The organism is Streptomyces sp. NPDC007971 (genome assembly GCF_042958635.1).
GTDB lineage: Bacteria > Actinomycetota > Actinomycetes > Streptomycetales > Streptomycetaceae > Streptomyces.
In genome coordinates this window covers 91,945-104,685 of sequence record NZ_JBIBJK010000012.1, presented here as the reverse complement: position 1 = coordinate 104,685, position 12,741 = coordinate 91,945, and the positions used below count along the sequence as shown (strand labels likewise).

Genomic DNA, 12,741 nt, shown 5'->3' with positions numbered 1-12,741 from the left:
GCGCCCCCGTCGGCCTTGAGCCCCTTCCCGCCGGCGCCGTACGGTCGTTCCACGAACACGGCCGTGTGCCCGAGTGGTTGAGGGGCTCGCCTGCAAAGCGAGTTACGTGGGTTCGAATCCCGCCACGGCCTCTGTCTGCCTGACCAGGCACAACGGCGGGGCGGCGCTCCCTGAGGGGGTGCCGCCCCGCCGTTCGTCCGTCTCATTTGCCGTCACGGTCTCGTGCGCCGGCAGGGTCTCGTGCGCCGTCCCGGTCGGGACTCGGCCGGTGGCTGGCCTGCGGAGCACAGTCCTTCGTCCGGGCAGAACATGACCCACGTGGAGTTGTAGCCGGTGCGCACGGTCGCCGGGTTCGGTGTGGGGCCGTGGTTGATGTGGGACCCCGAGTCCGGTGTGGCGGTGAAGCGGACCGTCGTTCCGACCTCGAAGCTCGCGGTGCGGGAGTGGGTGCGGGAGCGGGTGCCCTGTGGGTGTGCCGTGCGTGTGCCACCCGTCCCGGCCTTGTGGCGGGCGGTGCTTCAGAGCACCCCGCCCGCTTCGTCCTGGAACAGCTCCGTCCAGTAGTGCCAGTCGGTGTCCGGGTGCTGGGCGGTGGGGTCTATGGACGTCAGGGTCTGGATCATGGCCGCGGCCAGTTGGTCGTAGGCGGCCGTCGTCAGTTCGTTGCCCAGATGTTCGTCGATGGTGCGCTCGTGGTGGAGGAGCCAGAGCGTGAAGGCGAGGGTGGAGACGTCCGTGTTGAGCGGGTAGAGCGTCGCCTCGGGCTCGCTGAAGGTGAGGACCGCGCCCGTTCTGCCGTCGACCACCAGGCTGTTGTCCTCGACCAGGTAGCCGAGGCGGATCAGGTGGTCGGCGTGGGCGGGGAGGTCGTCCAGGGGGTAGTCGTCGGCCCGTTCGCCGGTGAAGTACTCGGTGAGGGTGGGCAGCGGGACGTCTGTGTCGGTGTGGAAGAGGACCGCCTCCTCCGGCAGGCCCGTCTCGCGCAGGAAGCGGCGGGTCGGCTCGTGGGTGAGCGTGGCCGGGAAGTCGACCTCCTCGAAGCGGGCCACCCGCCCCTGGCCGAACTCCTGGTCAAGGATTCGGGCGGGGACGTCCAGGGTGAGGCCGAGGGCCGTGCCGGGGCCGGCGATGAGGGCGAGCGGGCGGATCAGGGCCGCCGCCTTCCAGTAGGGCGGGACCTTGCCGTCCGTGCCCTCCTCGAAGAGCGCGAGCAGGCGCCGGGAGGCCTCCGTCACCGTCCTGGGGCCGTGCTGGCCGGCCAGGGAGGAGAAGCGGCCGCGCAGCCCTGCCAGTTCTTCGGTGACCGCGGCGAAGCGCAGGAGGGTGTCCAGGGAGGGGGCGAAGGGGCGGGCGTCGGAGGGAGCGAAGAGGTAGGCCGTCGTGATCTCGCCGGTGTCGCCGTCGAGCAGGATCGACTCGCGCTCCATACCTGCCGGGCCGAGGAGTTCGCCTATCACCAGGCGGCCGCGCAGCTCCTCCGCCAGGTGGAAGGGGCCGTCCGTGGCGTCGCCGAGGGTGCGCAGGCCGTGCTCGCGGAGCGGGGAGAACGTCAACAGGGGGGAGTCCGCGGGCAGTCCGGGGGCGGCGAGCAGGCCGCGGGTCGGCGCGTGCGTGACGTAGCGGTCCAGTTCCGCCTCGGTCAGCATGATCGCCGGAACTCCGGCCTCGGTCCTGCTCATCGCTCCCCCGCGGTCTTCCTCGGTGCGTCAATCCCTGGGCGGGGCATGCCTTGCCGGCCTCCGGCTTCCCGGCGGAAGCGGCCGTCCCCCCACTGCCCAGAACACTACGCCGCCCCACTGACAACGCCCGTGGATGAAAGACGCCCGCGAAGACACTCCCGTTCCACACCGGGGACGCTTCCTCGCCGGGACCGACTCCTCCGCCAGAGCCACATCCTCGCCGGGACTGATTCCTCCGCCAGGCGATCTTCGTCGGCGGAGAGTTCCCGCGTGGGAGTTCCTCAGGTGAAGCGGGAGTTCCTCAGGTGAAGTAGATCCCGCCCAGGACCACGGCCAGGGCCGCCACGAGGAACAGCAGGATCCACACGAACAGCTTGCCGAAGCTCGGCGGGGGTTCGTAGCGGGGCTCTTCGGGGGGCGTGGTCACGGGGTCGTCACCACCGCGGCCTGGGGGCGGATCGGCAGGCGGTTGACCGGGCGGCCCGTCGCCGCGCGGACGGCCGAGGCGATCGCCGCGGGGGACGTCACGACCGGTACCGCGCTGACCGACTTGGCGCCGAAGGGGGCGATGACGTCCCGTTCCTCGACCAGCTTCACGATCCGGATGTCCGGCGCGTCCAGGGCGGTCGGCAGGGCGTATCCGGTCAGGTCGGGGTGGCGGACCAGGCCGCGCGGCGTACGCAGGTTCTCGGTGAGGGCGATGCCCACGCCCTGGGTGACGCCCGCCTCGATGCGCGCGGCCAGCTGCGCCGGGTTCAGCACCCGGCCCACGTCCTGGGCGACCGCCAGCTCCACGACCCGGACCGAGCCGAGCTCGATGTCCACGTCCACCACCGCGCGGATCGCGCAGAAGGCGAGGCTGACGAAGGCGTCGCCCTGGCCCTCCGCGTTCAGCGGCTCGGTGGGATGGGGGCGGCACTGGGCCGTGGCCCACAGCTCCTTGCCCTCCATCGCCTCGGTGACGGTCGTCGACAGCACACCGTCGTACGAGGTGATCTTGCCGTCGGTGATCTGCAGCAGCTCGGTCGACATGCCGAACTTGTGCGCGAGGGGCTGCAGCAGTTGGGTGCGGACCATCTTCGCCGCGCGTTCCACCGCACCGCCGGAGACCCAGGTGTGGCGGCCTCGGCACCCTCCGCCGGCCGACGGCTGATCGGTGTCGACCGGTGCCACGTGCACCTCGTCGATGCCGAGCGTCTCCTGGACGATCTGGCGGGCGAGGGTGGTGAACCCCTGCCCGGTCTCCACGGCCGCGCACAGCACGGTCGCCACGCCGTCGTGGACCTTCACGGTCGCCGTGGACACCTCGTCGGTGCCCTCCGGGCCGAGCATGTGCACCATGCCGAGGCCGTAGCCGACGCCCCGGCGCACCGCGCCCGGTTCGCCCGCGCCCTCGGGGCCGCCGGGCAGCAGCCAGTCCTCCTCCGGGGTGTCCTTGGGCAGGGCCGGGAGGGGGAAGTCGCGGACCGCCTGGAGCAGTTCGGCCACGGGAGCCGGGCACGTCACGGTCTGGCCGATGGGGAGGACGTCGCCGGTGGCGAGCGCGTTGCGCAGGCGCAGTTCGGCCGGGTCCTCGCCGAGTTTCTTCGCGAGCTTGTCCATCTGCGCCTCGTAGGCGGCGCAGACCTGCATGGCGCCCTCGCCGCGCACGTGGCCGGAGGGCGGGTTGTTGGTGCGTACGGCCCAGCCCTCGATGAAGGCGTTCGGGACGACGTACGGGCCGCACGCGAAGGAGACGGCGGCGGCCAGCGCCTCCGCGGAGGTGTCCGCGTACGCGCCCGCGTCCAGCAGGATCTGTGCCTCGACCTTCACCAGCCGGCCCTCGGCGTCGGCGTGGTGGCGGTAGCGCAGGAGGGTCGGGTGGCGGTGGACGTGGCCGAGGAAGGACTCCTCGCGGGTGGCCGTGAGCTTCACCGGGCAGCCGGTCCTGAGCGCGAGCAGGCCGAGCGGGAGCTGGAAGCCCTGGTCCTCGCGGTCGGCGGTGGCGCCGGGCACCCCGGTGACGACGATCTTCACCCGATCAGGGGACAGGCCGTAGCAGGCCGCGGCCGTGTTGCGGTCGGCGTGCGGGTCGGTGGAGGCCAGGTACAGCTCCACGCCGCCGTCGGGACGCGGCACCGCGAGGCCCGCCTCGGCACCGATGGGGGCCGGGTCCTGACGCCCTATGCGGTACAGGCCCTCGACGACGACCTCGCCGACCGCGTCCGGGTCGCCGTGGCGCAGCGGGATGTGCCGGATCAGGTTCCCGTCGGGGTGCAGGGGCTCGGCCTCGAAGGCCTGCTCCGGGTCGGTGACGGGTTCGAGCACCTCGTACTCGACGATGACGGCGGCGGCGGCCATCCGTGCGGTGTCCGGGTGGTCGGCGGCGACGGCCGCGATGGGCTCGCCGTGGTGCCGTACGACCTCGGAGGCGAACACCGGGCGGTCCGGCGTGCCCCGGCCGTGGCGGGGGGTGCCGGGCACGTCCTCGTGGGTGATGACGGCCCGTACGCCGGGCATCTCGCGCGCGTGGGTGGTGTCGATGGACACGATGCGCGCGTGCGCGTGCGGGGAGCGCAGCACGGCCGCCCACAGCAGGCCCTCGGCCCACAGGTCGGCCGCGTACGGGAAGGTGCCCTCGGTCTTCGCGCGGGCGTCGGCGTGCGGCAGGGGGGCGCCGAGGCCGTGGGGCAACGGGTCGGCGGCGGGGGTTGCTTCCGCGGCGGTGGTCGCGGTGGCCGTTTCGTTGCTCACGCCTGGCCTCCGTCCTGGCCGTAGTGCTGGTCGTGCGGTCCGGGTGTACCGAAGGTACCGGGGCTGTCGAAGACCCCGGGTGTCTCGAACGCCGACGGGTTGACGCCGCCGGAGCCCGGGCCCGCCTGGTGCGGGATGCGCGCCTCGTCGCCGTCCGCCCCGTCGGCGGCGGTGTGCGTGTCGCGTTCGGCGACGACCTCCCTGACGGCGTCCAGGACGCCCCGGTAGCCGGAGCAGCGGCACAGGTTGCCGCACAGGGCCTGCCGGGTCTCCAGTTCGGTCGGCGCGGGGTTGCCCTCCAGCAGGTCGTGCATGGTCATCGCCATGCCCGGCACGCAGAAGCCGCACTGCACGGCACCGCACCGGGCGAGCGCCCGCTGGACGTCGGAGGGCTGTCCGTCGGCGGCCAGGCCCTCGACGGTGCGGACCTCGCTGCCGGCCGAGGTGACCGCCGGGACCAGGCAGGACGCCACCAGGCGCCCGTCCACCTGGACGTTGCAGGCGCCGCACTCGCCCTGCGAGCAGCCGTCCTTGGCGCCGGCGAGGCCGAGCCGCTCCCGCAGCACGTACAGCAGGGACTCGCCGATCCAGGCGTCGGTGACGGGGCGGTCGGCGCCGTTGACGCGCAGGACGTAGGAGGCGAGGGGGTGCTCGTCGTTCAGGAGGGCGGCCGCCGGGGCGTGGTCCTCGGGGGCGTCGTGCTCCGTCGCCGCCGGGTCGTCCGGCGTGTCGTGGGCCGCGGGTGCGTCCGCCGGGCCGCTGTCGGCTCCGGGCGTGTCCGGCGGAGCCGCCCTGTCGTGCGCCGCGGCCGGGTCGGCCGGGTCCGGCGCGTCGGACGTGACCGCCTCCTGCGCGGCCCGGGGCGCGGGCTCGGGCTCGGCGGTGCCGTCGTGGCCTGCCGGGGCGTCGGAGGGGCCTTCAGGGGCCTGGGCGGGGCTGTGGCCGTGGGAGGCGGGCGTCGCGTGCTCGTCCGTGCCGGGCGCGGGAGCGTCCTCGGGCCCGGGCGCCTGCCCGTCCGGGATCGCGGTGTACGTCCCCTCGGGCGTGAACTCCCGGTGCGCGGGCGCGCCGGGTGCCGCGGAGGGGTCGGCCGGATGCGTGCCGGGGCCGGGGCGGGCGGGCGCGTGGCCCGTCGGGCCCGCCTCGGCGGGCCCGCCCTGGTGCGGCGCCGCCTCGGGTGGTGCCCAGGCCTGGCCCGCGCCGTGCGTCGCCCAGGGCGCGGGCGCGCCACCGGGGAGGGTGGCCGGCGGGGTGCCGCCCCACTGCTCGACCAGCGCGGACGTGGTGAACTCGCCCGATTCATCCGGAAGGTCGCCCTCGGCGACCGGGATGGACCACTGTCCGGTGACGTCGTGTCCGGGAGCGGGCGGGGCCGCGGGCTCCTCGAAGGTCCACTGCTGGGTGGCGGCGGGGTGGTACGTGAACCGGTCGTCCGCCGTCTGCTCCTGGGGGACGGCGTTCGGGTCGGGCCACTGGTGGCCGTCGGCGGGCATCGCCCAGGTGCCGGTGGCGGCCGGGTCGGCCGTCCCCTCGGTCGCCGCTATCCGCGGCGGCACATAGCCGTGGCCCGGCGCGGCCAGGGGGCTGTCACCGGACAGCAGGGCGTCGATGCCGCCCTCGGGGAGCTTGACGAACGCGGTGGCACCGTCGTCGTAGTCGCCCTGGGGCAGCGGGTCCCAGCGGCCGCCGCCACGGGGCGTGCCCTCTCCGTGCTGGTCGTCGGTCACGACAGCGCCCTCCCCAGTGCTCGTCGGGCCAGCGCGGCGACGGTGCGCCGCAGGTGCAGTACGGCGGGCGGAAGCGGGGCCACCGAGCCGTCCGGCTCCGGGGCCGGGTCGGGGATGCAGGCCGCGGCGACGTACTCCCCGAAGGCGTTCAGCGCCTCCGGGACCAGCGCGCGGTCGTTGTCCCAGTCGATGAGTCCGGCGACCCACTGCTCGGCCTCCAGGGGCCTGAGCGGCATCGGCGCTATGGCGCCCACCGCGCAGCGCACCCCGCGCCGGGCCGGGTCGAGCACCAGCGCCACGGAGGCCACCGCGCGGCCCGGGCCGGTGCGGCCGGTCGCCTTCAGGAAGACCTGCGGGGCGTGCAGCAGCGGGACGCGCACGTAGCCGATGAGTTCGCCGCCGCGCAGCATCTCCACCCCGGCCAGCAGGTGCGACACCGGGATCTCCCGGCCGGCCCCGTCCGGGCCGGCGATGATCAGCGTCGCCTCCAGGGCGGCCAGCACCGGCAGCGCGTCCCCGGTGGGGGCGGCGGTGGCGATGTTGCCGCCCAAGGTGCCGGCGTTGCGGATGTGCGGGGGGCCCGCGGCGCGCGCGGCGGCGGCGAGCGCCGGGATCAGGGCCGCGAAGTCGGGGCGGCCCATGCGCGCGTGCGTGAGTCCCGCGCCGAGCAGCGCGTGGCCGTCCTGGTACTGCCAGCCGCGGATCTCGCTGATCCGCCCGAGTCCCACCAGGGCGGCGGGCCTGAGCTGACCGGAGTTGACGGCGGCCATGAGGTCGGTGCCGCCCGCGACGGGGACCGCCGTGGGCATGGCGGTGAGGGCCGCCACGGCCTCGTCCAGGGTCGTGGGCAGGGTGACGGCCTGCGCCGCCTGCGGTGTGTGCGTGGTCAAACCGGCTGCCCCTTCCCGCTGCCCCACCTGGTCCCACCTGTGTGGCCGTACGGTACGTGCTCACAGGGCGGACGTGGCAACTCTGGCACATCTTCGCAAGGGCCGAACGCGGGGGTCCGCTAGGAGGCATTCGCCCGCCTCGCCAGCGAGACAGTCCGTTTTCGCACGTCATCACCACTACGAACGAATTGCCACTCATCAGGGACCCTATTGGGGTTTTTCCGCTATCTGTTCTACAGGTCTCCCCGGGCCTGTCCCGGATCTTTCCCGGGCCCCTACCGGGCCTCCCCCGGACCTTCCCCGGGCCCGCACCGGCCCGCACCGGCCCTCCCCCGCGTCTCTCCCGGCTCTCCCCGGACCTCCCCGGCTCTCCCCCGCGTCTCTCCCGGCCCTCCCCCGCGTCTCCACCGGGTCTCTACCGGTTCGGGGGAGGCCCCTGGAGCGGACGCCCGAGCACACCCGGCCGACGCTGCCAGGGCCGGGGCCCGGCGGGTGGCCGGTAGGCGACGCCGAGGGCGTCAAGTCGCCGGTAGTGGGCGGTCATCCGGTGCTCGAAGTCCGCGAAGTCCCGCTCCTCGGGGGCGGGCAGACTGCTCCAGGCGACCTCGGCGAAGGCCGCGAGCCGGGGGAACGTCTGGTAGTCCACGCGTGCGGCGTCCTCCATCACCTCGGTCCAGACGTTGGCCTGGGTGCCCAGAACATGCCGGGCGTCCTCCTCGCCGAGTTCGGGCGGAACGGGCTCGAACCGGTAGACGTCCTCCAGGGTGCGCACGAAGCCGATCGGTACCGGCTCGTCCTCGCCCGGGGCCTGCCGGTGGTCCAGATAGACGTACTGCTCCGGGCACATGACGACGTCGTGTCCGGCCCGCGCGGCGGCGACACCACCCCCGTAGCCGCGCCAGGAGGACACCGCGGCACCCGGCGCGAGGCCGCCCTCCAGGATCTCGTCCCAGCCGATCAGGCGGCGCCCGCGCGCGGCGAGCCACCGGTCGAAGTGCCCGATGAACCAGGACTGCAGCTCGTCCTCGTCGGCGAGGCCCAGATCCGTGATGCGCGTCTTCGCGGTCACCGACTCGCTCCACTGGTCCTTGCGGCATTCGTCGCCGCCGAGATGGACGAACGCCGAGAACTCGGCGGCATCCGCCGGGAACAGCTCCAGAACCTCCTCCAGAACGCCCTCGTAGAAGCGCAGGGTGGTGTCGGTGGGGGCGAGTACGTTCGAGGAGATCCCCCAGGTGTCCAGGACGGGGAGGGCGGTGGTGTCGACGACGTCGGTGTTGCCGAGTTCCGGATACGCGGCGATGGCGGCCTGCGAGTGGCCCGGTACGTCGATTTCCGGGACGACGGTGATATGCCGCTCGGCGGCGTAGGCGACGATCTCCCGGATGTCGTCCTGGGTGTAGTAACCCCCGTGCGGCTTCTCCTCCCACAGCGGCGAGGCCCGGTGACCGAATTTCGTCCGCGCCCGCCAGGAGGCGACCTCGGTCAGCTTCGGGTGGCGCCGGATCTCGATCCGCCAGCCCTGGTCGTCCGTCAGGTGGAAATGGAAGACGTTGAGTTTGTGCGCGGCCATCAGGTCCAGGTAGCGCAGAACGCCTTCCTTGGGCATGAAGTGCCGGGCGACGTCGAGCATGAGGCCGCGCCAGCGGAAACGGGGGGCGTCGTGGATGGTGACGGCGGGGAACTCCCACTCCGTCCGGCCCGTGACCGGGGCCCGCCGGAATGCCTCCGGCCCCAGGAGCTGACGGAAGGTCTGCGCGCCCCAGAACAGGCCGGCCTCGCTCGCGCCGTCGATCGCGACGAGATACCCGTCCGCGCACAGCCGGTAGGCCTCGGGGCTGCCGAGCCGGTCCGCGAGCGAGGGGACGATGCGCAGCAGAATGCGGTTCCCGCTGTTGAGGTGGGGCGGCAGCGGGAGTCCGGTCGCCGCGCCGACGGTGGAGCGCAGCCACCGCGCGACCCGTTCGGTGCCCTCGGTGGCCTCGATCCCGGTGTCCGCGTCGATGACGTATCCGGTGCCGCCGCCGGGCAGCGAGGCCGAGAGGCGGCCCGGCGCCGGGATCAGCGCCACGTCGGGTTCCGGGAAAAGGGGCTTGTCGCTCATGACCTCAGTCCTTTACCGCTCCGCCCAGTCCCGAGACCAGGCGCCGCTGTACGAGTACGAAGAAGACCAGCACCGGAATCGTCATCACCGTGGACGCGGCCATGACCCCGCCCCAGTCCGGCTCGTCCGGTTTGTAGAACACCAGCAGGGCCATCGGCAGGGTCGACTGTGAGGTGTCGCTGATGATGAAGGACTTGGCGAACAGGAAGTCGTTCCAGGCCGAGATGAAGGAAAACACGCTCGTGGCGACCAGACCGGGCAGGACGAGCGGGAAAAGGATCTGCCAGAGGAATCGCCCGCGGCTCGCCCCGTCCAGGTACGCGGCCTCCTCCAGGGCCTGGGGCACCGCTTTCACGAACCCCCGCAGCATCCAGATCGCGAAGGGCAGCGAGAGGGCGATGTGGGGCAGGATCAGCGACCCGAGGGTGTTCAGCTGACCGGCGTCCCGCATGAGGAAGAACAAGGGGATCGTGAGGGCTTCCACGGGCACCGTCTGGGCCACCAGAAACATGATCAGCAAAGTGGTCCGAAAGCGGAAACGGAATCGCGCGACGGCGGTCGCGGCGAGAAACGCGATCACCGCGGAGGCGGCCACGACGGCACCCGCGACGATCAGGCTGTTGGCGAAGTAACGGCCGAATTCCTGCTGTCCGAAGACCCGCCGGAAGGAGTCCAGGGACGGCGAGAGCGTCCAGGGCCGGGGCCGGTCGGACGCGATCTCGCCGGCCGGTCTGAAGGCGCTGAGCACCATCCAGTACAGCGGGAAGGCGACGGCGGCGGCGATCAGCAGGGCAAGGGCCTCTGCCGCCAACCGCCACGGCCGCTGCACACGGACCCGGAGAAGGTTCACAGTTCCTCCCCCTGACGGCGCAGCACCCGCAGGTACACCAGGGTCACGGCGAGCAGGATCAGCACCATCACCACGCCGATCGCCGAGCCGAGGCCGTACTGGGAGGACGCGAACGCCTTCTGGTAGGCGTACACGTTCAGCACCAGGTTCTGGCCGGCGATACCGCCGCCGTTCGTCATGACGTAGATCTGTGTGAAGACCTTGAAGTCCCAGATGACCGACTGGATGGTGACCACGGTGAGGATCGGCCGCAGCATCGGCGCGAGCACCGAGCGCCAGATCCGCCACTGCGAGGCACCGTCCAGGGCCGCGGCCTCCAGCACCTCGGACGGTACGGCGCGGATCCCCGCGTAGACCGTCACCATCACGAAGGGGAAGGAGCACCAGACCACTTCGAGCAGGACGAGGAGGAAGGCGCTGTAGCGCCCGTACGTCCACGAGTGGTCGCCCAGCCCCAGGACCCGGTTGACGGGCCCGAAGTCCGGGTCGAACAGGAGCAGCCACACCGTGGAGCCGGTGACGGCCGGGGTCGCCCAGGCGCCGAGCGCCGCCAGCATCAGCGCCAGCCTGGGGACGGCCCGCACGCGCGTGAGCAGCACGGCGAGCGCACAGCCGACGGCGAGGGTGGAGACGACACAGGCCGCGGCGAACACCACGGTGGCCAGCAGCACCTGCCAGAACTGCCCGTCCGAGAACAGGTCCGTGTAGTTCCCGGCCCCCCGGAAGGCGGCCGGCTGCCCACCGCTGACCTGGGCCTGGGTGGAGCGGAAGAGGGAGATCAGCCCGAGCTGGTAGACGGGGTAGACGAGCAGCCCCCCGAGGACGAGGAGCGCGGGCGCCAGATAGAGCCAGGGCGTCCAACCCCCCGAGGGGCGCGGGGCTGTGCCATGTGCAGCTCCGCCGCGTGGGCGCGAGGAACCACGAACGGCCCGCACCCGCCCACGGTCGAGCACCCCCGAGCCACTGGGCGCCGTCACCCCGCGGACCCGAACGCATCGTCCATCTTCCCGACGGCCTCCCCCGCGGCGGCATCCACACTCTTCTTGCCGCTGACGACCTCCTGGAACATCGTCGGCAGCACGAGCGAGGAGTCGATCTGCGACCACGCGGGCGAGGCGGGGACGAACTCGGTGCCGGAGGCCAGGGTCCGCACGAACGGCTTCACGAAGGGCTGGCGCGCCGCCGCCCGGTCGCGGACGTCGGTGAAGGTCGGCAGGAAGCCCATCGCGTCGAACAGGGCGGACTGCGTCTCCTTGGAGGCGAGCCGCTCCATGAGGTCCACGGCGAGGGTGCGGTGGGCGGTGCTCTTCAGGACGCCGATGTTGTTGCCACCGGCGAAGGCCGGGGCGATCGAGCCGGGGGCCACGCCCGGCAGCGGTACGACCGCGTACTTGCCCTTCACCGCGCCGGCCTCCACGGCCGCGTGGCTGAAGTCGCCACCGATCGCCATCCCGGCCTTGCCCGCGGCGAACGCGGTCACCGTGTCGTTGCCGCCCATGCCCGCGCACTTGGCGGCGGGACAGTTGTCGGCGGAGAAGAGGGACGTGTACGCCCTGATGCCCTTGCGGGCGGCGGCGCTGTCGAGCGCCGAGGTGTAGGAGCCGCCCTTGCCGGTGGCCAGTTCGCCGCCGTTGGCCCAGATGAACGGCAGGGCGCCGTAGGTGTAGGCGCCGCCCACGACCAGGCCGTACAGGTCCGGTTTCGCGGCCCGCACCGTACGGGCGGTGGTGGCCAGCTCGGCCAGGGACCGCGGGGGTTTCAGGCCGAGTTCGCGGAACACGTCCGTGCGGTAGTAGAGGGCGCGGACACCGACGTAGAAGGGCGCGCCGTAGACCTTGTCGTCCACGGTGACCGACTGCCGGGCGGTCGGGTCGGTGTTCCGCGCCTCGTTCCAGGCGGAGAACTCCCTGGTGACGTCGAGAAGTCCGCCGTCGTGGACGTAGCCGGCCGTGTCGGTGTTGCCGTACTCGATGACGTCGGGGGCGGACCCGGGGTCGTTGAAGGCGGCCTTGACGCGCTGGGCGCGGGTCTCGACCGGGATGTACTCGACGTCGACCTTCGTGTCCTTGTGGGCCCTTCGGAAGTCGGTGACGACCGTGTCGACGACCTTCTTCTTCGGCTCGTTGCCGACCTCCTGGAAGAGCCAGACCCTCAGGGTGCCGGTCTTCTCGTCCCTGTCGGAGGCGGAGTTCGAGGAGGACTGCGGGGCGCAGGCGGTGGCGACGGCCAGGGTGAGCAGTGCGGCGAGTGGAACGGACAGCTTCATGGAGCGTTCCTCCGGAGAGTTAGTGCGTTGCAACATCTGCAATGACTGTTTCGCTCTGCACAACACCTGGAGGCTATGGACAACATGAACATGCCGACAAGAGGTCTCGACCACTCTGTGACCAGAAAGCACAAAGGCCCCCGGGACGCGCCTCGACGCGTCCCGGGGGCCTTGCGGTGTTCAGGCGGGCGGGGACTCCCCTACTTCTTGTCGCCGCCCTTGCCCTTGTCGTCGCCGCCGGCGCCCATGGACTCGTAGATCTCCTTGCACATGGGGCACACGGGGTACTTCTTCGGGTCCCGGCCCGGGACCCACACCTTGCCGCAGAGCGCCACGACGGGGGTGCCGTCGAGGGCGCTCGCCATGATCTTGTCCTTCTGGACGTAGTGGGCGAAGCGCTCGTGGTCGCCGTCACCGTGGGACACCTGTGGCGTCGGCTCTACGAGGGTGCCCGTACCAGTCCCGCGCTCGGGCTCAAGAGTGCTCATATCA

General features: G+C 72.4%; 10 protein-coding genes and 1 tRNA gene. 1 reads left to right on the top strand and 10 read right to left on the bottom strand.

Going from position 1 to position 12,741, the window contains the following annotated elements:
* The first annotated feature begins 59 nt into the window (after positions 1-59).
* A tRNA-Cys gene (locus tag ACFZCP_RS25345) sits at positions 60-131 on the top strand.
* A 387-nt stretch (positions 132-518) separates the two neighbouring features.
* On the opposite strand, the gene ACFZCP_RS25340 is transcribed toward ACFZCP_RS25345, so the two are convergent.
* From ACFZCP_RS25340 to ACFZCP_RS25295, 10 genes are all read right to left on the bottom strand, one after another.
* On the bottom strand, positions 519-1,679 hold the full coding sequence (locus tag ACFZCP_RS25340; protein WP_391430213.1) for an SUKH-4 family immunity protein: 1,161 nt from the start codon (positions 1,677-1,679) through the stop codon (positions 519-521).
* A 301-nt stretch (positions 1,680-1,980) separates the two neighbouring features.
* A complete protein-coding gene (locus ACFZCP_RS25335) occupies positions 1,981-2,106 on the bottom strand; it encodes a hypothetical protein (protein ID WP_362693228.1) in 126 nt (41 codons plus the stop codon).
* Positions 2,103-4,412 (bottom strand): molybdopterin cofactor-binding domain-containing protein, encoded by a 2,310-nt coding sequence (locus ACFZCP_RS25330; RefSeq protein WP_391430211.1) that lies wholly within the window; start codon positions 4,410-4,412, stop codon positions 2,103-2,105. Before ACFZCP_RS25330 ends, ACFZCP_RS25335 begins: the two co-directional genes overlap by 4 nt.
* On the bottom strand, positions 4,409-6,139 hold the full coding sequence (locus ACFZCP_RS25325; RefSeq protein WP_391430208.1) for a 2Fe-2S iron-sulfur cluster-binding protein: 1,731 nt from the start codon (positions 6,137-6,139) through the stop codon (positions 4,409-4,411). Before ACFZCP_RS25325 ends, ACFZCP_RS25330 begins: the two co-directional genes overlap by 4 nt.
* Positions 6,136-7,029: an FAD binding domain-containing protein gene (locus ACFZCP_RS25320; protein WP_391430206.1), complete on the bottom strand. Its 894-nt coding sequence runs from the start codon at positions 7,027-7,029 to the stop codon at positions 6,136-6,138. Before ACFZCP_RS25320 ends, ACFZCP_RS25325 begins: the two co-directional genes overlap by 4 nt.
* Before the next feature lie 415 nt (positions 7,030-7,444).
* The gene (locus ACFZCP_RS25315) at positions 7,445-9,133 is read right to left on the bottom strand and encodes a family 20 glycosylhydrolase (protein ID WP_391430204.1); all 1,689 of its coding nucleotides are present in this window, start codon (positions 9,131-9,133) and stop codon (positions 7,445-7,447) included.
* Positions 9,134-9,137: 4 nt separating this feature from the next.
* Positions 9,138-9,983, bottom strand: coding sequence for an ABC transporter permease subunit (locus ACFZCP_RS25310; protein WP_391430201.1), 846 nt, complete (start codon positions 9,981-9,983; stop codon positions 9,138-9,140).
* Positions 9,980-10,918, bottom strand: a complete 939-nt coding sequence (locus ACFZCP_RS25305; protein WP_391430821.1) for an ABC transporter permease subunit — start codon at positions 10,916-10,918, stop codon at positions 9,980-9,982. Before ACFZCP_RS25305 ends, ACFZCP_RS25310 begins: the two co-directional genes overlap by 4 nt.
* Before the next feature lie 38 nt (positions 10,919-10,956).
* Entirely contained in the window at positions 10,957-12,249 is a 1,293-nt protein-coding gene (locus ACFZCP_RS25300) for an extracellular solute-binding protein (RefSeq protein ID WP_391430199.1), read from the bottom strand.
* A gap of 200 nt (positions 12,250-12,449) precedes the next feature.
* The gene (locus ACFZCP_RS25295; RefSeq protein ID WP_031478284.1) at positions 12,450-12,737 is read right to left on the bottom strand and encodes a DUF3039 domain-containing protein; all 288 of its coding nucleotides are present in this window, start codon (positions 12,735-12,737) and stop codon (positions 12,450-12,452) included.
* Between the last annotated feature and the right edge of the window lie 4 nt (positions 12,738-12,741).